Annotated in this window: 25 protein-coding genes and 1 tRNA gene; 16 read left to right on the top strand and 10 right to left on the bottom strand. The window is 75.5% G+C overall.

Annotated elements, in window-relative coordinates; genetic code table 11:
- The 4 genes from ABEB16_RS07630 to ABEB16_RS07615 form a co-directional block, all read right to left on the bottom strand.
- Positions 1–767 (bottom strand): ROK family transcriptional regulator (locus tag ABEB16_RS07630; protein ID WP_345711661.1); only part of this gene is annotated, 767 nt, incomplete at its 3' end.
- A gap of 31 nt (positions 768–798) precedes the next feature.
- Positions 799–1683, bottom strand: a complete 885-nt coding sequence (locus ABEB16_RS07625) for a carbohydrate ABC transporter permease (protein ID WP_345711663.1) — start codon at positions 1681–1683, stop codon at positions 799–801.
- 44 nt (positions 1684–1727) lie between these two features.
- Positions 1728–2675, bottom strand: coding sequence for a carbohydrate ABC transporter permease (locus ABEB16_RS07620; RefSeq protein ID WP_425560131.1), 948 nt, complete (start codon positions 2673–2675; stop codon positions 1728–1730).
- On the bottom strand, positions 2672–4090 hold the full coding sequence (locus tag ABEB16_RS07615; RefSeq protein ID WP_345711660.1) for an ABC transporter substrate-binding protein: 1419 nt from the start codon (positions 4088–4090) through the stop codon (positions 2672–2674). The genes ABEB16_RS07620 and ABEB16_RS07615 overlap by 4 nt, the downstream gene beginning before the upstream one ends.
- A gap of 118 nt (positions 4091–4208) precedes the next feature.
- On the opposite strand from ABEB16_RS07615, the gene ABEB16_RS07610 reads away from it, so the two are divergent.
- The 6 genes from ABEB16_RS07610 (at position 4209) to ABEB16_RS07585 (ending at position 11447) form a co-directional block, all read left to right on the top strand.
- Positions 4209–5294: a zinc-dependent alcohol dehydrogenase gene (locus tag ABEB16_RS07610; RefSeq protein ID WP_345711659.1), complete on the top strand. Its 1086-nt coding sequence runs from the start codon at positions 4209–4211 to the stop codon at positions 5292–5294.
- Positions 5291–6094, top strand: a complete 804-nt coding sequence (locus ABEB16_RS07605) for a sugar phosphate isomerase/epimerase family protein (RefSeq protein WP_345711658.1) — start codon at positions 5291–5293, stop codon at positions 6092–6094. Before ABEB16_RS07610 ends, ABEB16_RS07605 begins: the two co-directional genes overlap by 4 nt.
- A 53-nt stretch (positions 6095–6147) precedes the next feature.
- Positions 6148–7404, top strand: coding sequence for an MGH1-like glycoside hydrolase domain-containing protein (locus ABEB16_RS07600; RefSeq protein ID WP_345711657.1), 1257 nt, complete (start codon positions 6148–6150; stop codon positions 7402–7404).
- Between the two features lie 154 nt (positions 7405–7558).
- On the top strand, positions 7559–9103 hold the full coding sequence (locus ABEB16_RS07595; protein ID WP_345711656.1) for an APC family permease: 1545 nt from the start codon (positions 7559–7561) through the stop codon (positions 9101–9103).
- Entirely contained in the window at positions 9100–10746 is a 1647-nt protein-coding gene (locus ABEB16_RS07590; RefSeq protein ID WP_345711655.1) for an amidohydrolase, read from the top strand. The genes ABEB16_RS07595 and ABEB16_RS07590 overlap by 4 nt, the downstream gene beginning before the upstream one ends.
- A gap of 68 nt (positions 10747–10814) precedes the next feature.
- On the top strand, positions 10815–11447 hold the full coding sequence (locus tag ABEB16_RS07585; protein ID WP_345711654.1) for a TetR/AcrR family transcriptional regulator C-terminal domain-containing protein: 633 nt from the start codon (positions 10815–10817) through the stop codon (positions 11445–11447).
- A gap of 20 nt (positions 11448–11467) precedes the next feature.
- Here ABEB16_RS07585 and ABEB16_RS07580 read toward each other — a convergent pair whose 3' ends face one another.
- The gene (locus ABEB16_RS07580) at positions 11468–12259 is read right to left on the bottom strand and encodes an LmeA family phospholipid-binding protein (protein ID WP_345711653.1); all 792 of its coding nucleotides are present in this window, start codon (positions 12257–12259) and stop codon (positions 11468–11470) included.
- A 217-nt stretch (positions 12260–12476) separates the two neighbouring features.
- Between ABEB16_RS07580 and ABEB16_RS07575 the strand changes: the two genes are divergently transcribed.
- The 3 genes from ABEB16_RS07575 to trxA all read left to right on the top strand — a co-directional run bounded on the left by ABEB16_RS07575 (position 12477) and on the right by trxA (position 14848).
- The gene (locus ABEB16_RS07575) at positions 12477–13496 is read left to right on the top strand and encodes a helix-turn-helix transcriptional regulator (protein WP_345711652.1); all 1020 of its coding nucleotides are present in this window, start codon (positions 12477–12479) and stop codon (positions 13494–13496) included.
- A 79-nt stretch (positions 13497–13575) separates the two neighbouring features.
- Complete coding sequence (locus ABEB16_RS07570) at positions 13576–14229, top strand: DinB family protein (RefSeq protein WP_345711651.1); 654 nt, start codon at positions 13576–13578, stop codon at positions 14227–14229.
- A 148-nt stretch (positions 14230–14377) separates the two neighbouring features.
- The gene (gene trxA, locus ABEB16_RS07565; RefSeq protein ID WP_345711650.1) at positions 14378–14848 is read left to right on the top strand and encodes a thioredoxin; all 471 of its coding nucleotides are present in this window, start codon (positions 14378–14380) and stop codon (positions 14846–14848) included.
- 49 nt (positions 14849–14897) lie between these two features.
- Here trxA and ABEB16_RS07560 read toward each other — a convergent pair whose 3' ends face one another.
- From ABEB16_RS07560 to ABEB16_RS07540, 5 genes are all read right to left on the bottom strand, one after another.
- On the bottom strand, positions 14898–15572 hold the full coding sequence (locus ABEB16_RS07560; RefSeq protein ID WP_345711649.1) for a haloacid dehalogenase type II: 675 nt from the start codon (positions 15570–15572) through the stop codon (positions 14898–14900).
- Positions 15573–15592: 20 nt separating this feature from the next.
- Positions 15593–15763: a hypothetical protein gene (locus ABEB16_RS07555; RefSeq protein WP_345711648.1), complete on the bottom strand. Its 171-nt coding sequence runs from the start codon at positions 15761–15763 to the stop codon at positions 15593–15595.
- Positions 15764–15874: 111 nt separating this feature from the next.
- Complete coding sequence (locus ABEB16_RS07550; protein WP_345711647.1) at positions 15875–16687, bottom strand: carbohydrate ABC transporter permease; 813 nt, start codon at positions 16685–16687, stop codon at positions 15875–15877.
- Complete coding sequence (locus ABEB16_RS07545) at positions 16684–17616, bottom strand: carbohydrate ABC transporter permease (protein WP_345711646.1); 933 nt, start codon at positions 17614–17616, stop codon at positions 16684–16686. Before ABEB16_RS07545 ends, ABEB16_RS07550 begins: the two co-directional genes overlap by 4 nt.
- On the bottom strand, positions 17613–18968 hold the full coding sequence (locus ABEB16_RS07540) for an ABC transporter substrate-binding protein (RefSeq protein ID WP_345711645.1): 1356 nt from the start codon (positions 18966–18968) through the stop codon (positions 17613–17615). The genes ABEB16_RS07545 and ABEB16_RS07540 overlap by 4 nt, the downstream gene beginning before the upstream one ends.
- 212 nt (positions 18969–19180) lie before the next feature.
- Here ABEB16_RS07540 and ABEB16_RS07535 point away from each other — a divergent pair, with 212 nt between their 5' ends.
- The 7 genes from ABEB16_RS07535 (at position 19181) to ABEB16_RS07505 (ending at position 24835) form a co-directional block, all read left to right on the top strand.
- Positions 19181–20119, top strand: coding sequence for an exopolyphosphatase (locus tag ABEB16_RS07535; RefSeq protein WP_345711644.1), 939 nt, complete (start codon positions 19181–19183; stop codon positions 20117–20119).
- 139 nt (positions 20120–20258) lie between these two features.
- Positions 20259–21494, top strand: a complete 1236-nt coding sequence (locus ABEB16_RS07530; RefSeq protein WP_345711643.1) for a glycoside hydrolase family 15 protein — start codon at positions 20259–20261, stop codon at positions 21492–21494.
- Between the two features lie 298 nt (positions 21495–21792).
- A complete protein-coding gene (locus ABEB16_RS07525) occupies positions 21793–22326 on the top strand; it encodes a hypothetical protein (protein ID WP_345711642.1) in 534 nt (177 codons plus the stop codon).
- A gap of 64 nt (positions 22327–22390) precedes the next feature.
- Complete coding sequence (locus tag ABEB16_RS07520; RefSeq protein WP_345711641.1) at positions 22391–22759, top strand: group I truncated hemoglobin; 369 nt, start codon at positions 22391–22393, stop codon at positions 22757–22759.
- A 56-nt stretch (positions 22760–22815) separates the two neighbouring features.
- Positions 22816–23955 carry a globin domain-containing protein gene (locus ABEB16_RS07515; RefSeq protein ID WP_345711640.1) on the top strand — a complete coding sequence of 380 codons (1140 nt, stop codon included), beginning with the start codon at positions 22816–22818 and terminating at the stop codon, positions 23953–23955.
- Positions 23952–24674 carry a DivIVA domain-containing protein gene (locus ABEB16_RS07510; RefSeq protein ID WP_345711639.1) on the top strand — a complete coding sequence of 241 codons (723 nt, stop codon included), beginning with the start codon at positions 23952–23954 and terminating at the stop codon, positions 24672–24674. Before ABEB16_RS07515 ends, ABEB16_RS07510 begins: the two co-directional genes overlap by 4 nt.
- 88 nt (positions 24675–24762) lie before the next feature.
- Positions 24763–24835, top strand: a tRNA-Lys gene (locus ABEB16_RS07505).
- The last annotated feature ends 18 nt before the right edge of the window (positions 24836–24853 follow it).

The raw sequence follows: 24853 nt of genomic DNA, 5'->3' as shown, positions 1-24853 counted from the left end.
ACGGCGGCCAGGCAGCCGCGCGAACCGCACTGGCACTGCGCCTCGACGCCGGGCAGCCGCACGTGCCCGATGTCGCCGGCGCCGCCGTCGACACCGGCGAACAGGCGCCCGCCGAGGACCATCCCGGCCCCGATGCCCGTGGACACCTTCACGAGGCAGAACGCGGCGCAGTCCGGGTGCAGCGCGGCGTGTTCCCCCGCGGCCATGGCGTTGGCGTCGTTCTCCACGACGACGGGGACGTCGAATCCGCGGCGCACGTGGTCGGCGACGGGGTAGCCGTCCCAGCCGGGCATGATCGGCGGCTGGCTGGGGCGGCCGGTGGCCGGGTCCACCGGCGCGGGCAGCGACACCCCGACGCCCTCCACGTGCGCGGCGTCGCGGCCGGCGTCGGCGAGCACCTTGGTCATGGCGTCCTCCAGGGCGGTGAGGACGCGCTCGGGGCCGTCGAGGACGTCGACGGCGACGACGTGCTCGCCGAGGACGCCAGCGGCGAGGTCGAGGGCGGCGACGCGGGCGTGGGTGGTGTCGACGCTGGCGGCCAGCACCACCCCGAGGTCGGCGTTGAACCGCAGCACCGCCGGGCGCCTGCCCCCGGTGGAGGCACCGGCGCCGCTGGCGCGCACGAGGCCGGCGGCCAGCAGCGCGTCGACGCGCTGGGCGACGGTGACGCGGGAGAGGCCGGTGAGCTCGGCCACCTCGGTGCGGGTGCTGGCCTGCCCGCGCCGGATGAGCTGCAGGACGTCGCCCGGACCGGTCCCCGTGCCCACCGCCAACCCCTCCGTCCCGCCGCTCCCCGCGCTACCCCTTGTCGGCCCCGCTGGTGAGGCCCTCGGTGAGCGCGCGCTCCGCGAGACCGTAGAGCAGCACGATGGGGACGGTGAGGATGACCGACCCGGCCATGAGCACGGTCTTGGGCACCTCGATGCCGTTGGACAGCTGCGCCAGGCCCAGGGAGACCGTCCAGCGGTCCGGCTGGGCCGACAGGAACAGCAGCGCGAAGAGGAACTCGTTCCACGCGATCATGAAGACGTACAGGCCGGTGGAGGTGATCGACGGCATCGCCAGCGGCAGCACCACCCGCCGCAGCGTCGCCACCCGCCCGGCCCCGTCGATGGCGGCGGCCTCCTCGATGCTGGCGGGGATCGTCGCGAAGTAGGTGCGCAGCATGTGGATGGACACCGGGACGGTCTGCACGACGTAGACGAGCATCAGCCCGACGAGGGAGGACTGCAGCCCCAGGCGGGCGAAGGCGATGAACAGCGGCACCGCGAGCACCACGGTGGGGAACAGGTAGACGGCCAGGAACAGGGTGCTGACCTGCCGGCGGCCGGGGAACGGCAGCCGGGACACCGCGTAGGCGCCGGGGATGGCGACGAGGATCGTGACCGCGACGGTGGCCAGGGCCACGAGCGCGGAGTTGCGCAGGAACAGCCCGAACCCCTGCCCGCCGTCGTCGGCGGAGGCCAGCACGGTGCGGTAGGTCTCGACGGTGAGCGTCTCCAGGCCGAACCACAGCCGCGACGGGCTCAGCAGCAGCGACTCGATGGGCACGAAGCTGAGCAGCAGCATGTAGTAGAAGGGGAACGCGGTGACGAGGACGAGGGCGGCGATGAGCGCCCAGCGCAGCACCGCGAAGACCCGCTCCTCCGTCGTGGCCCGGGTGCGGCCCGGCCGCCTGCGCACCACCTCCAGGGTGTCGCGGCCCGCAGCGCGCGTCGTCGTGGCGCTCACGACTCCTCACCGCCCTTCCTGACGAAGAACCGCACGTAGCAGAACAGGGCGACGGCGAGGAACGCGGAGAGGACGAGGGCCTGCGCGGCGGCGCCGCCGACGTCGAAGCGGCCGGTGAGGGTGTCGTAGACGCGCACCGCCGAGATCTCCGTGCCCGCGCCCCCGCCGGTGAGCAGGTAGACGTCGTCGAACTTGTTGAACGTCATGATGAGCCGCAGCACGCTGAGCAGCGCCACGACGGGCAGCAGCTGCGGCAGGACGACGTAGCGGAAGCGCTGCAGGAGCGTGGTGCCGTCCACGGTGGCGGCCTCCTCGATCTCCTTGGGCACCGCCAGCAGCCGCGCGGTGATGAACATGAACGCGAAGGGGAAGTAGCGCCAGATCTCGAAGGCGATGACGGTGGCCATCGCGTAGGGCGCGCGGCCGAGGAAGTCGACCGGCTCGTCCCAGCCGAGGTAGGAGGTGCCCCAGGCGTTCAGGACGCCGAACTGGGGGTTGAGCATCGTCTTCCACGTGAACGCCACGGCCACGACGGGCGCCACGTACGGCAGCAGCAGCAGGGCGCGCACCGCGCCGCGGCCGGGGAAGGGCCGGCGCAGGGCGAGCGCGGCCAGCAGGCCCAGGGCGATGGAGCCGGCGGTGGACAGCACGGAGTAGACGACGGTGTTGAGCAGCGCCTGCCAGAACCCGCTGCCGGTGAGGACCTCGGTGAAGTTGGCGAGGCTGAGGCTCTCGAAGATCCCGGCGTCGCGGACCTCCAGCAGCGTGAGGTCCTGGAAGGCGAGGACGACGTTCCACAGCACGGGCACGACGACGACGGCCACGACGATGACGACGGTGGGCAGCACCATCGCCAGGCCGTCGCGGGAGTTGCGGCGGGCGATGCCCTGCCGCGGCGGTGGGGGCGCGGCGGGCGTCGGGCGGACCGCGGTGGGCGCGCTCACGACAGCGACCTCTGGATCTCCTCGACGGCGTCGGCGGCCTCCGCGGCGGCGTCACCGGCGCCGAGGGAGCCGTTGGCCATGCTGGAGATCGTCTTGGGGATGGGCAGTTCCGCGGTGACCGGGCCGAGCAGGGCGCCCTGCCCCTGCGGGATCGCCCAGCGCTGCAGCGTGGTGGCCACGCGTCCGATCTCGTCCATGGTGTCCTTGCCGTAGATGTCGGCGAGCGGTTCGCGGGAGTCGACGCCGGCGGGCAGGCTCCCCCAGGTGGTGGCGAACCGCTGGGGGTCCTGGGCGTCGCCGGTGCGGGCGGGGTACTTGCCCTCGGGGGCGATGCCGAGGGCGTCGGTGTACCCCTCGGACATCATGTGGCGCACGTAGTCGGCGGCGGCCGGGCCGTGGGAGCCGGTGATGGCCCAGGAGGTCACCTCGCCGAAGCTGACGGGTTCGTCCCCGTCGGGGCCCTGCACGGCGGTGACGATGCCGGTGTTCTGCGCCAGCCACTTCGGGTCGGCGCGGCACTCCTCGCAGGTGGGCAGCGCGTCGTTGCGCAGGCCGGCCATCTCGTCGAGCAGGAACGTCGACCAGATCGTCATGGCCGCCTGCCCGGCGAAGTACGTGGCGCGGGTGGAGTCGACGGTCTGGGTGCCCTTGGGCGAGTACCGCCGGGCGAGGGCGTCGTAGAGGGTGAACGTGGTGCGGCAGGCGGCGTCGTCGAGGCCGACCCCGCCGTCGGCGTCGACGAGCTGGCAGCCGTTGCCGAGGGCGAGGCTCTCGAACGTCTGCTGGGTGAAGGGGTCGGCGGGGTCGGTGGCCAGGGTGATGCCGTAGCGCCCGTCGGTGGTGAGCGCCTCCGCGGCCGCCTCGATCGCCTCGTAGGTGGTGGGCGGCTGCAGGCCGGCGGCGTCGAAGAGGTCCTGGCGGTACACGAGGATCTGCGCCCACACCTCGGCGGGCACGGACAGCTGGGTGTCGCCGTCGCGGGTGAGCTCGAGCGCGGTGGGCGAGAACGTGTCCGCCCCGAGTTCCTCCACGACCTCGGCGGCGGCGGCGGTGTCGAGCAGTTCCTGTTCGGCGAGCTGGCGCACGATGCCCAGCGGCAGGCCGGCGATGACGTCGGGCATGGTGCCGGAGACGGCGGCGGAGACGATGAGCGAGGGCAGTTGCGCCTCGTCGACGGGGACCTGGTCGATGCGGACGCCGCTGGCGGCGGTGAACCCGGCGTCGATCTGCGCCATCGCGGCGATGCGCTCGGGTTGCCCGTCGAGGTTCCAGACGGTGAGGACGTCGGCCTCCTGCGCCTGCGGCCCGGTGGCGCAGGCGCCGGCCGTGGTGGCGACGAGCAGGGCGGCGGCGAGGCCGGTCACCCCGCGGGTGGGGCGGTACCTCCGGCGCGGGACGTGGCGCAGCGGTGTCACGGGCCCTCCTCCCTGAGCGGCACGGGACCATGGAAGCACCACTTATGCATAGTGACAAGGCTCAAGTCGTCTCACTACTGTGCACAAGAACCGCCCGCCGGAAACCCCAGGAGAAACCGTGCCGCGCACCGTCCGGTTCACCGCTCCCCGCACCGTGGACGTCGCCGCCTTCGACGCCGCGGCGGTCGGACCGGGCGAGGTGCGCGTCGCCACGACCTCCTCGGGGATCTCCGCCGGCACCGAGCTCACCGCCTACCGCGGCACGAACCCCTACCTCACCTCCACGTGGGACCCCGTGCAGCGGCTGTTCACCGGCGCCCACCCCGAGCAGCCCTCCTACCCGCTCGTCGGCTGGGGATACTCCGAGGTCGGCCGCGTCGTCGAGGTCGGCGCGGGCGTCGGCACCGAGCCCGGCGACGTGGCCGCCGGCGACGTGGTGTGGGGGATCTGGGGGCACCGCTCCGAGGCGGTGCTGCCCGCCGCGGCGCTGCGCGGGCACCGGCTCCCCGAGGGCCTCGACCCGGTCGCGGGCTGTTTCGTGCGGGTCGGCGCGATCGCCCTCAACGCCGTGCTCGCCGCCGACGCCGGCCTCGGCGACACCGTCGTCGTCCTCGGCCAGGGCGTCATCGGGTTGCTCGCCACCCGCTTCGCCGCCCTGTCCGGCGCCCGCGTCCTCGCCGTCGAGGGGGTTCCCGCCCGTCGGGAGCGGGCCCGCGCCCTCGGCGCCGCCGAGGTCCTCGACCCCGGCCCCGACGCCGCCGCCGCCGTGCGCGCCCTCACCCGCGGCCGGGGTGCCGACATGGCGATCGACCTCAGCGGCGCGTACCCGGCGCTGCACGAGGCGACCCGGCTCGTCGGCGCCGACGGGCGGGTCGTGGCCGCCGGTTTCTACCAGGGCGGTGCCGCCGACCTGCGGCTCGGGGAGGAGTTCCACCACAACCGGGTGGAGGTCGTCGCCTCCCAGATCGGCGCGGTGCCGCTGCGCAAGCGGGCCCGCTGGGACGTCGCCCGGTTGCAGGAGACCGTCGTGGACCTGCTCGCCGCCGGGCAGCCCGACGTCGGGGCCCTGGTCAGCCACCGCTTCGACGTCGCCGACGCCCCGGCCGCCTACGAGCTGCTCGACACCCGCCCCGGCGAGGCCCTGCAGGTCGTCCTCGACTTCCCCGAGAACTCGGCGCCGCAGGACACCGGGGGCGCGCTGTGAGGGCCAACGCGATCTGCGTGCAGGAGCAGCACCTGCCCGGCCGCGACCTGCTGGAGAAGTGGGAGACGGCGCAGGCGTGGGGGTTCGACGGCATCGAGCTGCGCTCGGCCGGGGACGGCGCCTTCGCCGCCCGGCTGCCCGAGCTGCGCCGCGCGGCGGCCGCGGGGGTGCCGATGCCGACGACGTGCGTGGAGATGGGCCACTTCATCGGCGCCTTCGACCCCGACCTGCGCCGCGACGCCCGCGAGCAGCTGCGCTCCCAGCTCGGCGTCATGGCCGAGATCGGCGGGCTGGGCGCGATGACACCGGCTTCCTGGGGCATGTTCTCCCGCCGGCTGCCGCCGTTCGAGCCGCCCCGCTCCCCCGAGGAGGACCGCGAGGTGCTGCTGGAGGCCCTGGCCGACCTCGGTGGGCACGCCCACCGCGAGGGGGTGCTGCTGCTGCTGGAACCCCTCAACCGCTACGAGGACCACATGGTCAACCGCCTGGCCGACGCCGTGTCCCTCGTGCGGGAGGTCGGCGGCGACGGGGTGCGGGTGGCGGCGGACACCTACCACATGAACATCGAGGAGTCCGATCCCGCCGCCGCCCTGCTGGCCGCCGGGCCGTGGATCGGGCACGTGCAGGTCAGCGACTCCAACCGGCTGGAACCCGGCGCCGGGCACGTGGACTGGCCGCTGCTGTGCGCGGCGCTCGGCGCCATCGGCTACACCGGGCCGCTGGCCGTGGAGAGCCGGCTGTCGGGCCCCGCCGAGCAGGTGCTGCCGCGGGTCCCACCGCTGCTGCGGAGGTTCCTCTGAGCGCCGCGGCCGCCGCGCGCCGGTCCTCGCCGCTGGCCCGCGCCGCGGTGGAGGTGCTGCTGCGCAACCGCGCCGCGCTGCACACGCTGCCCGCCACCGGCCTGTACCCCCACCAGTGGAGCTGGGACTCCGCGTTCACCGCGATCGGCCTGCGCCACGTCTCACCGCGCCGCGCGCAGCAGGAGCTGGAGTCGCTGCTGGGGGCGCAGTGGGCCGACGGCCGGCTGCCGCAGATCGTCTTCGACCGCCAGCGCGACGAGGACTACTCCCCCGGCGCCGCGTTCTGGCGCAGCGAGGAAATCCCCGGCTCCCCGGCCGTGCCCACCGCCGGGCTCGTGCAGCCGCCCGTGCACGCCCGCGCCGCGCTCGCCGTGCACCGCGCCGACGAGGCGGAGTCGCGCCGGCGGGGTTTCCTGGAGCGCGCCCACCCCCGGCTGCTCGCCTGGCACGGGTACCTGCGCACCCGGCGCGACCGCGGCGGGCGGGGGCTGGCGAGCATCGTGCACCCGTGGGAGAGCGGGATGGACAACTCCCCGGCCTGGGACGGCCCGCTGTCGCGGGTGCCGGACGTGCGCGCGGGCGGCCCGGGGGTGCCGCGCCCGGACCTGCGCCACGCCGACCCCTCGGAACGGCCCAGCAACGCCGAGTACGGCCGCTACCTGCACCTGGCCGCGCGCTACCGCGACCACCGCTGCGACGACGCCGACGCCGGCCACGAGTTCGTCTGCGAGGACCCGGCGTTCAACGCGCTGTGGGCGGACGCCGAGCTGGCGATGGCCGAGGTCGCCGCGGCGCTGGGCGGGGACCGGGCACCGCACGAGGCCCGGGCGCGGGAGCTGACGGCCGCGCTGGAGCCGCTGTTCTCGCCCGCCCTGGGCACGTACGCGGCGCGGGACGTGCGCACCGGCGAGCTGCAGCGGGTGGCCACGGTGGCGGGCCTGCTGCCGCTGCTGCTGCCGCACCTGCCGCGGGCGGCGGAGCTGCTGGCGACGCTGCGCGGGCCGCGCTTCCGGCTGGGGACGGCGGTCATGGTGCCCAGCCACGACCTCACCGCCGCGGGTTTCGACCGGGCCCGCTACTGGCGCGGGCCGTCGTGGTCGAGCACGACGTGGCTGCTCGTGCAGGCGCTGCGCGGGCGCGGCGCCGTGGCGGAGGCGCGGGCGCTGGGGGCGCAGCTGCGCCGCAGCGCGCTGCAGCACGGCTTCGCCGAGTACGTCGACCCCATCGACGGCACCCCGCACGGCACGCGGGCCTTCACGTGGACGGCGGCGCTGGCCCTGGACCTGGAGCTGGACCCGGAGCTGGGCTGAGCCCGGGCGGTGGTCCACCCGGCGGGCTGAGCGCGCCGTCACGAGGGGGCGACCTTCCGGAAACCACGCCGAAACCTGCTGCGCCCACCATAACCGACAGACATTCGGTTATGGTGGGCGCGCAACGGCGCACCCGGATCCGGAGGGACTCGGCATGGACGGCACCACGAGCAGCGGCGGGCAGGACGAGGGCGGGCTGAGAGCGGGTGCGCTCGGCACCGCCGGCATCACCTCCATGGTGGTGGCCGCGGCCGCCCCGCTGACGATCATGGCGGGCATCGCCCCGCTGGCCATCTCCATCGGCGGCGTCGGCGCCCCCGCCGGCTACCTCGCCGCCGGGGTGGTCCTGGCGGTCTTCGCGATCGGGTTCACGACGATGACCCGCCTCACCTCCGGCGCGGGGGCGTTCTACTCCTACATCACCCTCGGCCTGGGCCGCAGCGCCGGCGCCGGGGCCGGCCTCCTCGCGGTCGTCGCCTACAACGCCCTGCAGATCGGCGTCTACGGCCTGCTCGGCACCCAGTTCCGCGACGCCTTCGCCCGCTTCACCGGCCTCGAGGTGCCCTGGTGGGTGTTCGCCGCCCTCGGCATCGCCGCCGTGTGGTGGCTGGGCCGGCGCGGCATCGACGTCGGCGCGAAGGTGCTGGGCGTCCTGCTGGCCGCCGAGACGCTGATCCTCGTCCTGCTCGTCGCCGGCGTCCTCGCCCGCGGCGGCGCCGACGGGCTGAACCTGTCCAGCTTCACCCCCGAGGCCCTCGGCCAGCCCGGGATGTTCGGCATCCTGGGCTTCTGCTTCGCGGCGTTCATGGGGTTCGAGTCCACCGCCCTCTACCGCGCCGAGGCCCGCGACCCCGACCGCACCATCCCGCGCGCCACCTACCTCGCCGTGGCGTTCCTCGGGCTGTTCTACTGCCTCGTCGCCTGGTCGGTCGTGCAGGCGTTCGGCGACGAGCAGGTCGTCGCGGCGGCCGGCGCGGACCCGGTCGGGCTGTTCTTCACCGCGATGGACACCTACGTCGGCACCTGGGCCAGCGACGTCATGTACGTCCTGGTGCTGACGAGCGTGCTGGCCTCGCAGATCGCGTTCCACAACGCCATCAACCGCTACGCCCTCTCCCTGGCGCACGACGGCCTGCTGCCGCGGGCGCTGGGGCACACCCACCCGCGCTACCTGTCCCCCGCCACCGCCGGCGCGGTGCAGAGCGTGCTGGCGGCCGTCGTCGTCGCCGGTTTCGCCGTCGCCGGGGCCGACCCGTACTACCAGCTCGTGCTGCTGGTGAACACGCCCGGCGCGGTCGGGGTGGTGCTGCTGCAGGCCACCACCTCCGCCGCGGTGCTCGCCTACCTGTGGCGCCACCACCGCGGCGAGCCGGGCACCCGCCTCGCGCTCGTCGCCTCCGCCGCCGCCACCGCGCTGCTGACCGTCGCGCTGTGGTTCCTCGTGCGCCACATCGACCACCTGACCGCCGCCGGCGCCGCGCTGAACGCGGTCCTCGTCGGCCTGGTGCCCGCCGTGCTGCTGGCCGGCGCGCTGTGGGCGCGGCTGCTGCGCGCCCGCCGGCCGGAGGTGTTCGCCCGCATCGGCGGCGAGGACGTGCGCCGGCTCGACGCCGAGCGCCGCGCCCCCCGGGACCCCGCGCAGAATCCCGCGCAGGACCCCGCGCGGAACCCCGCACCCGACACCGAGGCAGCCCTGTGAACCGCTCCGCCCGCAGCAGCGCCGACCTCGTCGTCGCCGCCGACACCGTCCACACCCTCGACCCGCAGCACCCGCACGCGCAGGCCGTCGCGATCGTCGGCGGCACCGTCGCCGCCGTCGGGTCCCGCGCCGACGTCCGCGGCTGGTGCGGCGCCGGCACCGAGGTCGTCGACCTGGGCGCCGCCACCCTCACCCCCGGTCTCGTCGACGGGCACGTCCACCCCGTGATGGGCCTGGACATGACCGCCGGCACCGACCTGTCCGGCGTCCGCACCCTCGACGGCCTCGTCGCCGCCCTGCGCGACGCCGCCGCCGGGCTGGAGCGTGGCGGGTGGCTGCGCGGCTGGGGGCTGGACCCCAACGCCTTCGCCGGCGCGCCGATCACCGCCGCGCCGCTGGTGCGGGCCGTCGGGGAGGACGTGCCGGTGCTGCTGGACCTGTTCGACGCCCACTCGGCCCTCGCCAGCCCGGCCGCGCTGCGCCTCGCCGGCGTCGGGGGCCCGCGCCCGTTCGCCTCCGGCGCCAGCGTCGTCTGCGACGCCGACGGCCGGCCCACCGGGCACCTGCTGGAGCTGGAGGCCATCGCGCTCGTCAAGGACGCCGCGCCGGTCGACGACCCCGCCTCCCGCCGGCAGCGGCTGCGGGACCTGCTGCGGCGCATGGCCGCCGTCGGCATCACCGCCGGCAACGCCATGGACTTCGAGGGCGACTCCCACGACCTGGTGCGCGCCCTGGAGGAGGACGGCGAACTGCCCGTCCGCTGGCGGTTCGCCCCGTTCGTCATGCCGGGCGCCACCCGCGCCGACCTGGACCGGGTCGTGGAGCAGCAGCGGCTGCACGGGCGGCGCTGGCAGGTCGAGGGCGCCAAGTTCATGATCGACGGCACGGTGGACGGCGGCACCGCGTGGCTGGCGGAGGCCGACACCCACGGGGAGTCCACCAGGCCGTTCTGGCCCGACCCGGAGGAGTACGTCCACGCGGTGCGCCACCTCGCCGCGCAGGGGGTGCCCACCGTCACCCACGCCATCGGCGACGCCGGCATCCGCTACGTGCTGCGGGCGCTGGCCGGCGCCCCCACCCGCACCGGCGTGCCGCACCGCGTGGAGCACCTGGAGACCATGCCGTCGGACCTCGTGCCGCTGTTCCGCCGCCTCGACGTCACCGCCAGCATGCAGCCCACCCACTGCACCCACTACACGCGCGCCGACCACGGCGACAACTGGTCGCAGCGGCTGGGGCCCGAGCGCGCCGGGCGGGCGTTCCGCACCCGGGACCTGCGCGAGGCCGGCGCCCGCCTCGCGCTGGGCTCGGACTGGCCGATCGCCCCGTTCGACCCGCGCGCCGTCATGGCCGACGCCAGGCTGCGGCGCACCGCCGGGCACCCGCAGGAGGAACCCGTGCTGCCCGGGCAGGCCCTCACCGCGCGGATGGCCCTGGAGGGGTACACCACCCACGCCGCGGCCGCGGCCGGGCTCGCCGACCGGGCGGGGATGCTGCGCGCGGGGTTCCGCGCCGACGTCACGGCGTTCGCGCTGGACCCGCTGACCGCCGACCCCGACGAGTTCGCCGAGGCCCCGGTGCTGCTCACCGTCGTCGACGGCGCCGTGGCGCACCGCGCCGGGGAGGCGCTCGCGGTGTCCTGACGCGCCGACCCCAGGAGAACCCCGGCACCGAGAACCCCGGCACCGAGAACCCCAGGAGGAACCTCCCCGTGGCCCGCCCCACCACCCCGCTGCTGTCCCGGCAGCAGATCCTCACCGCCGCGCTGGAGCTGCTGGACGAGACCGGCTCGTTCACGCTGCCGCGGCTGGCGGCACGGCTGGGGGTGAGCGCCTCCTCGATCTACCACCACGTCAAGGGCGGGCGGGAGGAGATCGTCGAGGGCATCCGGGGGCTGCTCACCGACGGGGCGATGCCCGCCGAGGACGACGGCGAACCGGACTGGCAGGAGTTCGCCCGGCGCTGGGCGCGCGGCTACCGCGCCGCGATGGCCGCCCACCCGCACGTCATCGCCCTGCTCACCGCGCAGACCGTCTCCGACCCGCTGACGCTGGCCAGCTACGAGGCGCTGGCGCAGGTGCTGCAGCGCAGCGGGTTCGGCGAGGAGGAGCTGCTGCACGCCGTCACGGTGCTGGACTGCTTCGTGCTGGGGTCCGCGCTCGACGCCGGCGCGCCGCTGGACGTGTGGGCGGACGCCGGCGACCCGGCCTCGGCGATGTCGCGGGCGATCGCCGCCACCCGCACCCGGCCCGGGGACCGCTCGGCGCGCTCCTTCGAGCTCGGCCTGCGCATCCTGCTGACCGGTCTGGACGCGCTGCGCACCGCGGTGCCGCAGCAGACCTGAGGTGGGCTCCGGCGCCCGCCTCAGCGCGCCGGGACCTCCTGGCGCACCGGCTGCACGTCGGCGTCCACGACGACCCCCTGCTCCACGACCCGCAACCCGCGCGGGGAGACCTCCGCCGGCAGCCCCTGCAGCGGCACGCCGACGCCGTCGAGCACGGTGGACAGCCCGGCGGAGCGGGCCAGGTCGCGCAGCTCGTCGAGCCCGACGCCGCGCCCGGCCAGCGACGCCGCCTCCGGCACCAGCAGCAGGTCGTCGCCGTCCAGGCGCGGGGCGACGTCGAGCGCGAGCTCCACGTCCTGCCCGAGCACCCGCAGGCTCGTGGTGGCCCGCACCCGCTGCCCGGCGGCGCTGAGGACGGCATCGGCTCCGGCGGCGCGCACCCGCTCCTCCAGCGCGGCCCACGGCACGAGGGCGCGGGCCTCGCCGCCGGTCGTGGTCAGCTCCCCGGCCCGGCCGAGCAGCACCTGGCGCTGCACGGTGACGCCGTCGAGGCGCACCCGCACGTCGCGCAGGTCGACGTCGGTGCCCAGCTCGGCGGCGGGGGCGGTGGGGGCGGTGATCGTCACGGCGTCGAAGCGGCCGCGGGCGGCCTGCAGCAGGAAGGAGCCGTCCGGGAAGTCCACCTGCGGGGTCGTGCCCAGCCCCGTCTCCCGCTGCACCTGCTCGGCGACGGCCGCCTCGGCCCGCGAGCGCGCGGTGGCGTCGCCGGCGACGGCGGCGGCCACCAGCGCGGCCAGCAGCAGGACGAGCACGAGCAGGCACCCGCCGCGCCGCCTGCGCCGCCGGGACGCCGCTGCGGGTGGTGCTGCCATCGGGTGCTCCTGGAGGTGGGTGGGGTGCTGCCCCCTTCCTACGCGGAAAGGACCCTTTCCGCGCTCCGCGCCACCCTCTCCCGCGCGGAAAGGACCCTTTCCGCCCTCCTCCGGGCGCCCGTCTCCGGGTTCGGGCGCCTCGACCCGGCGCGGCGAACGCCCGAACCCGGAGATGGGCGCCTCCTCCGACCCGGCGTGCGGGTGGCACCGTGGGCGGGTGCGCGCCAGCCGCCTGCTGACCATGACGATGCTGCTGCAGACCCGCCAGCAGATGAACGCCCGGGAGCTGGCCGAGCGCCTGGAGGTCTCCGAGCGCACGGTGCAGCGCGACGTGGAGGCGCTGCAGGCCGCGGGCGTGCCCGTCGTCTCCACCCGGGGCGTGGCCGGCGGTTACCGCCTGGAGGCGGGGTACCGCACGCGGCTGACGGGGCTGTCGCCGCGGGAGGCGGAGGCGGTGGCGCTGCTGGGCCTGGCCGGTCCGGCGGGTGAGCTGGGGCTGGCGGACGTGCTGGGCGGTGCGCGGCTGAAGGTGCTGGCGGGGTTGACCGCGGAGGGCCGGGAGCGGGCCGAGCGGGTGGCGGGCCGCTTCCTGCTGGACACGGACCGCTGGTTCGGCAGCGCGGAGCCGACGCCGGCGCTGGCGACGCTGGCGGGTGCGCTGTGGGAGGACCGGCGGGTGCGGGTGCGCCACCACCGCCGCGGCGGGGAGGTCGTGGCGCGGGTGCTGGACCCGCTGGGGCTGGTGCTGAAGGCGGAGTGGTACCTGCTGGCGCTGCGCGACGGGCAGCCGCGCACGTACCGGGTGTCGCGGCTGGCGGACGTGGAGGTGCTGGCCGAGCCGGCGCGGCGCCCGGCGGGTTTCGACCTGCCGCGGGCCTGGCGGGAGCACCGCTCGGGGCTGGAGCGGCACGCAGCGGCGGTGCGGGTGCGGGTGCGCGCCGACCCGGGGGTGCTGCCGTCGCTGCGGCGGGTGGCGTCGGCGGCGGGGCAGGCGCAGGTGCCGGTGCTGGCGGAGGGCCTGCCGCGCGACGAGCGGGGCCGGGTGGAGCTGGAGGTGCTCTTCGACGGCGAGCGCTGGGCGGTGATGTCGCTGCTGGGGATGGGTGCGGCGGTGGAGGTGCTGGCCCCGGGGCGGTTGCGGCGGCAGGTGGCGGCGCAGGCGCGGGCGCTGGCGGCGCTGTACGGGGACGGGAGCAGGGCCGATGCCGAGATCGACCCGAAAGACGACAGGATCTGACGGGATGGCGTCCTAGCCTCGGCGGCGGCGACCGCGGGGAAGCGGCCGCCGGACCCGGTCCAGGCCCTCAGGAGGAGCCATGAGCCAGACCAGCACCCACGACGTCACCGCGCAGGGCGCGGACGCGATCGACCCGCGCCCGCTGGCCGTCCGCGCGCTGGAGGTGTTCACCGACCTCGTGCGGCAGGTTCCCGACGAGGCGTGGGACCGCGGCACGAGGGGGGTGGTGACGACGAGCGACCCGTCCAGCGACCCGTCGCTGCGCGAGCTCGTCGGCTACCACGCCTACGACGACGCGTGGATCCCGGCGCTGCTCGCGGGCCGCACGATGGCCGAGGTGGGCGAGGACGCCTTCGGCACCCCGTTCGGCGGCGAGGTGCTCGGGGACGACGTGAAGGCCGGCTTCGCCGCGACGGCGGCGGCGGCCGTCGCGGCGGTGCGGGGGCTCGACGACCTCGAGCGCACCGTGCACTGCTCGTTCGGGGACTTCTCCGCCCGCGACTACCTGTGGCAGGTGGTCTCCTTCCGCGGGCTGCGCGCGGTGGAGCTGGCCCGGCTGCTCGGCCTCGACGAGGAGCTGCCCGCGGAGCTGGTGGCGGGGATGCTCGCGTACTTCGAGGTGCACGCCGAGCAGTGGCGGGCGTGGGGCGTCTTCGGCCCGGCGGTCCAGGCCCCGGCCGGCGCCACCGCGCAGGAGCGGCTGCTGGCGCTGACGGGGCGCGCCCCGCGCTGAGCCCGCTCCCCCGCCGAGCCGCCCATCTCCGGGTTCGGGCGGCCAGATCCTGCTCCCCGGGCGCCCGAACCCGGAGATGGGCGCCCGGGGAGCACGCGCCCGCAGGCCCACCGGGAAGACCTCGCCGCGCCCCGCGGTTGTGCCGGTCATGGCGACCACCGCTCTCACCCTGGACACGCACGACGAGACCGTGCGCGACGGCATCGTGCTCATCGACTTCTGGGCGGCGTGGTGCGGCCCGTGCCGCCAGTTCGCGCCCGTGTTCGAGCAGGCGTCGGAGACCCACGGCGACATCACCTTCGCGAAGGTCGACACCGAGGACCAGCAGGAGCTCGCCGCCCGCTACGGCATCACCTCCATCCCCACCCTCGTCGCCTACCGCGACGGGGTGCCGATCTTCGGCCAGCCCGGTGCGCTGCCCGCCCCGGCGCTGGAGGACCTCATCGGTCAGATCCGCGCCCTGGACATGGAGCAGGTGAAGGTGCAGTACGCCGCCGCCCAGCAGCAGGCGGCCCAGCAGGCCCAGCAGGCCGCGCAGCAGCAGGCGCAGCGGCAGGCGGCCGCGCACGCCACCCGCTCCCCCGGTGTGCGGGCCGGCACCGACCCGACGGTGTTCTGAGCCGCACCAGCCGACGGCCGAGGCCGCTCCCCGATCGCGGGGGGCGGCCTCAGCCGTTCCCGGCGAGCTGGTGCGCCAGGTCCTCCAGCCCGGAGGCGACGAGGTCGGGCCCGCGCAGGTGCTGCGGGTACGGCGCCCCCGTGCGGTCGACCCACGCGGTGCGCATCCCCGCCCGCGACGCCCCGTCGACGTCCCACGGGTGCACCGCCACCAGCAGGCACCCGGCCACGGGCACGCCGCAGCGCTGCGCCGCGTGCTCGTAGGCGCGCCGCGCGGGCTTCCACGCCCCGGCGTCGTCGACGGACAGCAGCCGCTCGAACTCCGCGCGCAGCCCGGCGCGCTCCAGCAGCCCCTCGGACACCGCGGTGGCGCCGTTGGTCAGGGTGACCAGCCGCAGCCCGAGCGCGCGCAGGTCGCGCACCCCGGCGGGCACGTCCGGGTGCACGTCCAGCGCGCCGAAGCCGGCCAGCACGTGCTCGACGGCCTCCTCCACCGGCACCGCCAGCTGCCGGCCGTGCAACAGCCCGCGCAGCACCCCGGCGCCCACCTCGGCGAAGGGCGCCGCCGAGCCCGCCGCGGCCAGAGCGAAGCCGTCGCGCAGCAGCGCCGCGAACCACGCGGCGGCCAGGTGCCCGGGCGCGCCGACGTCCGCGAAGCGCCTCGCCATCGGCGCCATGTCGGACAGGGTTTCGTTGACGTCGAAGACGACGACCGACGAGCGCACCGGGCCGCCGCCCGCGGACGTCAGGACTTGCCCCCGCGCGGGCTGTCCTCCTGGTGGCGCTCGGCGTGGGTGTGGTGGTCGGTCTGCTTGGACGCCCCCTGGGTGACGCCCGCCTCGCTGGGGCTCATCCCGTGCTCCTTGGCCTCACGGGCCGCGGCGCGCATCTGGTCCTGGTCCGGCTTCTTCGACACGACGACCTCCTGCTGGACGGTGCTGCTCCCGAGCCGCGGTCTCGACCCGCCACCCGGTGGCCGTACCCGGGTCCGGCGCGGGGAAACGCCCCGGACCCGGGTCAGCGCCGCTCACTTCAGCCCGCTGCGCGCGATGCCCGCGACGAACTGCCGCTGGGCGACGGCGAACAGCACGAGCACCGGCGCCGCCGAGACGAGCGCCGCGGCCATCAGGGCTGGGTAGTCGGTGGTGAACTGCCCCTGCAGGAACGACAGGCCGACGGGCAGGGTGTAGAGGGCGGGGTCGCGCAGCGCCACCAGCGGCCAGGCGAACTCGTTCCAGCGGTACATGAACGTCATGACGACGAGCACCGCCACCAGCGGCCGCGACAGCGGCAGCACCACCGACCACAGCGTGCGCAGCTGCCCGGCCCCGTCGAGCTGGGCGGCCTCCAGCAGCTCGTCGGGCAGCGACAGGAAGTACTGCCGGGCCAGGAACACCCCGAACGCCTCCGCCGCGCGCGGGATGATGACCGCCCAGTAGGAGTTCAGCCACCCCAGGCGGGCCACGAGGTCGAACTGCGGCACGAGCAGCACCTGCACGGGGATCATCAGGGTGCTCACGACCAGCAGGAACACCACCGCCCTGCCCGGGAAGCGGTGCTTGGCCAGCACGTAGCCGGCGCTGACGTCGACGGCCACGGTCAGCACGACGGCCACCACGGCGATGGCCGCGGAGTTCTGCAGCCACAGCAGCACGGGGAAGTCGGTGAGCGCGCGCACGAACCCGCCGGTGTCGATGCCGTCGGGCAGCAGCCCGACCCGGCCGGCGAGCACGTCGCCGCGGGGGGACAGCGCCGTGACGAGCATCCAGTACAGCGGGAACACCCACACCAGCGCGAGGGCGACGACGACGGCGAGGCGGCCGGCGCGCCGGGCGCTCACGCCTCGTCCTCCGAGGCCCGCTGCGCCCGCCACCACAGGGCGGTGGCGGCGAGCACGACGACGAACACGACGACGCCGATGGCGGAGCCGTACCCCTCGCGGCGGGCGTTGAAGCCCTGCCCGTAGGCGTAGGTGACGAGCAGTTCCGTGCCGCCGGCGGGCCCGCCGCCCGTCATGACCCACACCAGGTCGAACACCTGGAAGGTCTCGATGACCAGCAGCACGGTGAGGAAGAACGTCGTGGGGCGCAGCAGCGGCCACACCACGTACCGCAGCCGCTGCCACGGCGAGGCCCCGTCCAGCTCGGCGGCCTCCATCACGTCGGCCGGCACGCCCTGCAGGGCGCTGAGGTAGAGCACGACGGCGAGCCCGGTGCGCGCCCACAGCAGCACCAGCACGATCGAGGCCGCCGCCGGCCACGGGCTGGACTGCCAGGACCACGCGGGCAGGTGCAGGGCGAGGGCGAGGCGGTGGACGATGCCGATGTTCTCGTCGAAGATCCACCGCCCGGCCATGGCGACGACGACGCCGGAGAGGACGTAGGGCGCCAGGAACAGCGCGCGGAACAGGCCCCGGCCGGGCAGCTTGTCGCGCAGCAGCAGGGCCAGGGCCAGGCCGAGGGCGAGGCTGACGGGCACCGACACCGCCGCCAGCAGCACGGTGTGCCCGGCGGCGCGCCAGAACACCGGGTCGCGGGCCAGCTCGGCGTAGTTGCCCAGGCCCACCCAGCGGGCCTCGCCGATGCCGGTGGAGTCGGTGAGGGAGATCCGCACCGCCCCCACCAGCGGGTACAGCACGAACAGCCCGAACAGCACCAGCGCGGGGGCGAGCATCGCGGAGGACACCACCGCCCGGCGCAGCACGGGCAGCCGGCGCGCGGCCGCGGCCGGCCGCGGCGGGGCGCTGCGGGCCGGTGCGGTGACGCTCACCGCTGCAGGACGGAGCGCACCCCGTCGGTGATCTTCCGCAGCGCGGTGGTGTCGTCGTCGGAGCCGAGGAACGCCTCGTCGAGGCGGTCGCGCAGCTGGGCGTTGACGGCGTTGAAGCTGGGCACGACGACCTGCTCGACGAGCTCGGTGCGGATGGCCTCGGCCTGCTGGACGTACAGCCGCATGAGGTCCGGGCGCACCGCGAACTGCAGCGAGGCGGGGTCGATGTCGGAACGGGTGGGCAGCACGGTGGTGGCGGCGCAGAAGTCGGCCACCTGCTGCTGGCCGGCGCAGTACCGCAGGAACTCCAGCGCCGCCTCCCGGTTGGGGGAGTCCTGCACGGCGACGAGGGCGTTGCCGCCGAGGTCGGCGGAGGCGTTGACGTCGCGGGGCAGGAAGGTGGCGGTGTACTCGAAGCCGGCGGCCTCGAAGTCGGGCAGCAGGAAGTCCCCGCCGAAGCAGGTGGCGACGGTCTGGTTGGTGAACAGGTCGCTGGCGGCCTGCCCGCGCGCGGCGCCGGAGGGGGGCACGAGGCCGTTGCGGAACAGGTCGCGGGTGTAGGTGAGGGCCTTGAGCAGGCCGGGGTCGTCGGCGGCGACGTCGGTGAGGTCCTCGGTGAGCAGCCGCCCGCCGGCCTGGTCGACGAAGTTCAGCCAGCGGAAGGCCCCGGCGCGCTGCCAGTTGGCGGCGAAGGCGAAGGTGTCGGCGCGGGTGGGGCGGATGCGGCCGAGGACGTCGGTGAACTGCTCCCACGTCCAGGCGTCGTCGGGGCTGGTGGGCAGCGCCCCGATCCCGGCGGAGGCCACGGCGGCGGTGTTGAGCAGCAGCATCGAGGTGTCGGTGTGCTGGGGGATGCCGTAGGTGCCGTCGTCGTCGGTGACGGCGCTCCAGAAGGCGGGCAGGAAGGAGCCCTCCAGGTCCCCGGCGTCGGGCAGCTCGGCGAGGACGCCCTGCTCGCGGTAGACGCCGACGTCGGTGTAGCTGACGCGGAACAGGTCCGGCGGGGTGGGGGTGCGCAGGCCGGTGTCGACGGCGGTGAGGATCTCCGAGTACGGCACCACCTGGATCTTCACGGTGGTGCCGCTCTGGGCCTCGAACCCGTCGGCGAGGGCCTGGAAGGCCTTGGCCTCGGCGTCGCCGGCCCAGGTGAGCATCGTCAGCTGCGTCGAGGAGCCGCCGGTGGCGTCCCCGGAGGCGTCGTCGGAGCTGTCGCCGCCGGTGGAGAAGCCGCTGCAGGCGCTGAGCGCGCCGGTGGCGGCGAGCCCGGCGCCGGCACCGAGCACGGCGCGGCGGGCGGGGCGGGGCGGCGTCGTGCGGGCGGGGGGCGTCGGCGGCACGGCAGGGGTGGTCACGGCAGCACTCCGGTGGTCGTGGGCGTGGGAGCGCTGGTGCGCTACCCGGGGCGTGAGCGGCGGGGGCGTTCCGCAAGCTAGCCGGGCACCTGCCGCTCGGCGCGTCGAAGCACCCTCCCCGGCCACGCGTAGCCAGACGATCACTGCGAGTGGTGATGATCTGCCGTCCGGGGGACGATGGGCCCAGACCCGCGACGCCCGAGGAGAGCCCCGTGAAGTACCGCCTGGTGACCCGCAGCGACTTCGACGGACTGGTGTGCGCCGTCCTGCTGCGCCACCTCGACATGATCGACGACATCACGTTCGTGCACCCCAAGGACGTGCAGGACGGCGTCGTGGAGGTCACCGGGCGGGACGTCCTGACGAACCTGCCCTACGCCCCGGCCGCGCACCTGGTCTTCGACCACCACCACTCCGAGGCGCTGCGCACCGGCGGCACCGCCGCCAACCACGTCATCGACCCCGACGCGCCCTCGGCCGCCCGCGTCGTCTACGACCACTTCGGCGGCGCCGAGCGCTTCCCGAAGGTCACCCCGGAGCTGATGGCCGCCGTCGACCAGGGCGACTCGGCGGCCTACTCGGAGGAGGAGGTGCTCGACCCGCAGGGCTGGGCGCTGCTGAACTTCCTGATGGACAGCCGCACGGGCCTGGGGCGCTTCCGCGGGTTCCGCATCTCCAACTACCAGCTGATGATGCAGCTCATCGACGCGTGCATCGAGCACAACGACGTCGACGCGATCCTCGCCCTGCCCGACGTGGCCGAGCGCGTGGAGCTGTACCGCTCGCAGGCGGAGCTGTTCCAGGAGCAGCTGCGCCGGGTCACCACCCTGCACGGCGACGTGGCCGTGGTGGACCTGCGCGAGGAGGACGTCATCCACGCCGGCAACCGGTTCATGGTCTACGCCATGTACCCGCGGGCCCGGGTCAGCATCCACGTCATCTGGGGCAAGCAGAAGCTCAACACGGTCTTCGCCGTCGGCAAGTCGATCATCGACAGGTCCTCCCCCGTCGACGTCGGCGCCGTCTGCCTGCGCTACGGCGGCGGCGGCCACCTCGCCGCCGGCACCTGCCAGGTGTCCCACGAGGACGCCGAGCGGGTGCTGGCCGAGCTCGTCGAGGCCGTCCGCACGCCGCGGCACGCCATGACCTGACCGCCGCCGGCCGGACCGGGGCCGTCGACCGGGGGCCCTTCGGGGGAAACGGCCCGGCCACCGCCGCACCGCGTTAGGGTCGATCCTCACGATCGTCCGGCACCCACCGGGGGGCGCCTGACGCGAGGAGGAGTACCAGGTGCGCCGTCGCGTGCTGCTGGGGGGCGCCGGGGCGGTGCTGCTCGCCGGCGCCGGCACCACCGCGGCCGTCCTGCCCCGCCACCTCGGCCCCGACCCGCTGCCCGGCCTGCTCACCGACGCCTCCTGGCGGGCCACCGCCGACCACGGCGACACAGGCCCGCTCGCCGAGGCCCGCTGGCTCGCCGCCGGCTCCCTGCCCGGCGCGGGCGGCCCCTGGGCGGACATGGTCCGCTGGGCGCTGCTGGACCTGCGCCAGCTGCAGCAGGGCGGCGCCTTCCTCGCGGGCCCGGCCGCGCGCTGGCGCTTCTCCTGGCCGCGCGACGCCGCGTTCGCCGCCGCTGCGCTCTCCCGCACCGGTCACCGGCCCGAGGCCCTGGCCGCGCTGGCGTTCTTCACCCGCGTGCAGCGCCCCGACGGCGGCTTCGAGGCCCGCTACCGCCCCGACGGCAGCCTGCCCGACGGCCGCCGGGCGCAGGACGACGGCGTGGGGTGGCTGCTGTGGGCGCGGGCCGAGCTCGCCGCCGACGCCCCCGCCGCGACGGCCGCCGACCTGCGCCCCGGCACCGCGCTGCGGGGCCTGCTCGACGGCTGCGTGCGCTCGGTGCTGACCCTCACCGGCGAGGGGCGCCGGCTGCCGCCCGTCTCCCCCGACTACTGGGAGCGCGGTGAGCGCCGGCTGCCGCTGGGCGCCGCAGCCCGGCTGCTGGCCGGGTTGCGCGCCGCGGCCCGGCTGCACGCCCTGCTGGGCGAGCCCGCCGCTCCGCTGCGGGCGGCCGCGGACCGCCTGGAGGACCGCGTCCGCGACGCCTTCGGCCCGGAGGGGTACCAGCGCTACGCCCGCGCCGGCGGCCGCGACGCGGCGACGTGCTTCCTGCTGCCGCCGTTCGCGGCCGCCGCCGGAGAGGAGGTCGTCGAGGCGTGGGAGGGCTACCAGCGCGAGGCCGTGCGCCCCGCCGGCGGCCTGGCCCCCGGCGCCGGGTGGAAGCAGGACGGCATCTCCTGGACGCCGGAGGTGGGGCTGGTGGCGCTCACCGCCGCCGCCACCGGCCGCGGGGAGGTGGCCGGGCGCTGGCTGACGTGGCTGGACGCGCACCGGGTGCCGTGGGGCAGCCTGCCGGAGAAGGTGCTGCCCGACGGCGCCCCCGCCGGCCCCGCCCCGCTGGGGTGGACCGCGGCGTGCGTGGTCCTGGCCGTGGACGCCCTGGACCGCGAAAGTTCTCAGAACTCAGGGTAACTACATAGTTTCTTCGAGTGACGACTCGTCCGGGTTCCGTCAAATTGCTTCCTCAATCGGTTCACGCTGCGTACGCTGCGGCGCACCAGCACGTGAAGCGGGAGGTGGGATGCACCGGGAACCCCCAGCTGCGCGCCGGGCTGCCACGGCCCGGTGGAGCTGCCGCTGCACCGCGCGCCGGATCCCCGCCACCGCAACGCGATGGACCGCGGACCACGACGGTTCCCGGTCCCCCGCCGCAGCGGCGCAGGCGGAGTTCTGACGGACCGCCGCACGAGCGGCCGACGGAGGAGGACCCGTGTCATCGACGACCACCGACGAGATCCTGCACACCCCGAGGTTCTCCCCCGCCCGCCGCGGCGGGTACCTCGAGACCGAGGTGGACGCGTTCGTCGAACGCGCCCTCGCCACCGTCCTCGACCTGCAGCACCGCCTGGCGGCCAGCGAGGACGCCCGCGCCGACGCCGAGGCCCGCCTGCACGCCACTCCTGGCGCCGGCACCGGCGGCGCGGTGGACACGCCCACGCGGGCGCTGCGCCTGCTGGAGATGGCGCAGCAGAGCGCCGACGCCGCCGTCGCCGACGCGCAGCAGGAGGCGGAGCGGCTGCTCGCCGACGCGCAGGAACGCGCCGCCGCCCGCGAGGACGCCGCCCGGCAGGCCGCTGCGGACGTCGAGCGGGCCAGCCGCGAGCGGCAGGCGGAGCTGGAGGCGGAGACCGCGGACCTGCTGGAGTCCGAGCGCGCCGCCCGGTTGCAGGTCCACGAACTCGTGCGGCACCTCAACGGGGTGCTGGAGAAGTACCACGAGGACGGCGCCGGAACCCCGCAGTAGCGAAGCCCGGCAGCAGCGAGACCCCGCAGCAGCGACCCGTTCCAGAACCACCAGGAGGACGCCCGTGACCGTCTACGAGCAGCTCGGCGCCGAGGGCGGCATCCGCACCGCCGTCGACGAGTTCTACCGCCGGGTCGTGGCCGACCCGCAGCTCGCGCCGTTCTTCGACGGCGTCGACCTGCCCCGGCTGCGCGCCCACCAGGCGCAGCTGCTCGTGCAGGTCACCGGCGGCCCGGCCCGCTACGACGGCCGCGACCTCGCCACCGCCCACGCCCGCCTCGGCATCGGCGAGCGGGACTTCGACCGCGTCGTGGAGCACCTCGTCGCCGTGCTCGTCGACGCCGGGGTCGGCGAGGACACCATCGCCGCCGTCGGCGCCGCCCTCGGCGCGCACCGGCAGGACGTCGTGACCGCACCCGTCCCGGCGCCCTGACGCACGGCGCAGCGGACGGGACGAGGACGAGAACCGCCGGCACGGGAGGGACGGACGTGGACATCGCGAGGATGCGGGCCAACTTCGGCAAGGCCGCCGCCGCGGGGGACGAGGCCCCGCTGTACTTCTACTCCCACCTGTTCCTCAGCCACCCCGAGACGCGGCAGATGTTCCCCGTCTCCATGCGCCACCAACGCGACCGGCTGTTCGCCGCCCTCGGCGAGGTGGTGGCCCTCGTCGACGACGTCGACGCCCTCGTGCCCGTGCTGCAGCAGCTCGGCCGCGACCACCGCAAGTTCGGCACCGCCGCCGCCCACTACCCCGCCGTGGGCGCCAGCCTGCTGGCCACCCTGGAGCACTTCGACGGCGACTGGGACGACGAGCTCGCCGCGGACTGGACCACCGCCTACACCCTGGTGGCGGACGTGATGGTCGCCGCCGCCGAGCAGGCCGCCGGCCAGCCCCCCTGGTGGGACGCGAAGGTCCTCACCCACGAGATGCACGGACACGACATCGCCGTCCTGCAGGTGCAGCCGCAGATCGCCCTGGAGCACGAGGCGGGGCAGTCCGTCTCCGTGGAGACCGAGCTGCGGCCCCGGTTGTGGCGCTACTACTCCGTCGCCAACGCGCCGCGCCCCGACGGCATCCTGGAGCTCCACGTGCAGGCCCAGGACGGCGGCCCCGTCAGCTCCGCGCTCGTGCGGCACGTCGGCGTCGGCGACGTGCTGCGCCTGGGGCCCCCCGTCGGCCGGCTCACCCTCGAGCCGAGGTCCGAGCGGGACCTGCTGCTCGTCGCCGACGGCACCGGCATTGCACCGCTGAAGGCGCTCGTCGACCAGGTCGCCCGGCACGGCCCCGCCCGCCGCGTCGACCTGTTCGTCGGGGCCCGCACCGAGGAACGCCTCTACGACCTGCCCGCGCTGCGGCGCACCGCCGCGGAGAACCCCTGGCTCACCGTCACGCCCGTCGTCTCCCAGGACGAGCGCTCCGAGCTGGAGCAGGGCGACGTCGCCGACGTGGTGGCCCGCCGCGGGCCGTGGACCAACCGCGACGTGTACGTCGCCGGTTCCCCGCGGATGGTGCGCAGCACCCGCAGCCAGCTCGTCGCCGGCGGGGTGCCCGAGGAGCGCATCCGCACCGAGGCGTTCAGCGCGAGCCGACCAGGACCCAGCGTGGAAGGGAAGGTGTCCTCGTGACCACCGGGACGGGAGAAGGCCCAGACGCCGCGCGCCTCACGCCGGCCGACGTCGACAGCGTCCGGTTCAGCCGCGGCAACCTCGTCAACGGCTACCGCGCCAGCGAGGTCGACAAGTTCCTCGACCGCGTGCAGCACGAACTGGTGCGGCTCGCCACGGACAAGGCGGAGCTGCGCGCCCAGGTGCGCAACCTCCAGGAGCAGGCCGGTCTGCACGACGCCGTCCCGGAGAACCCCACCGCCCACGCCGTGCGCATCCTGTCGGCCGCCCAGCAGACCGCCGACCAGTACGTCGCCGACGCCGAGGTGTACAGCCGCCGCCTCGCCATCGAGGCCCGCGAGCGGTACGAGGCCGTCGTGCAGGAGGCCTCCGAGCAGGCCACCGCCATCATGCAGAAGGCCGAGCTGGAGGCCGCCACCGCCGTCGGCACCGGCCGGCACCGCACCGTCGAGGACCTCCAGGAGCAGGTCGTCTACCTCCAGGCGTTCGGCAAGGCCTTCCGCACCCAGCTCAAGAGCTACCTGGAGGCCCTGCTCGCCGACCTCGACAGCGAGTGGCGCCGCTCCGACCCCGCCACCTATCCCGCTCCCCCGCCCGCCCCCTCCCTCAACGGGCACAACCGCGCCGACCTGCTGCCCCCGCAGCTCGGCGAGACCAGCCGCAACGGGCGCGGGGAGGCGCGCGGCGAGCGGGACCGCGTGATCGAACTGCCGCGGTGACCGTGGACCGGGACGGGAGTGCCGCGGGTGGGAGTGCCACAGGTGGGGTGGGCTCTGCGATGATGGCCCCGGTGCGCACCGCGCACCGGGGCCTCTAGCTCAACTGGCAGAGCAGCGGACTTTTAATCCGCGGGTTGTGGGTTCGAGTCCCACGGGGCCTACCGCTCTGACCTGCGACT

This window comes from Kineococcus glutinatus (assembly GCF_039542765.1).
GTDB lineage: Bacteria > Actinomycetota > Actinomycetes > Actinomycetales > Kineococcaceae > Kineococcus_A > Kineococcus_A glutinatus.
This window is presented reverse-complemented; position numbering and strand designations above follow the sequence as displayed.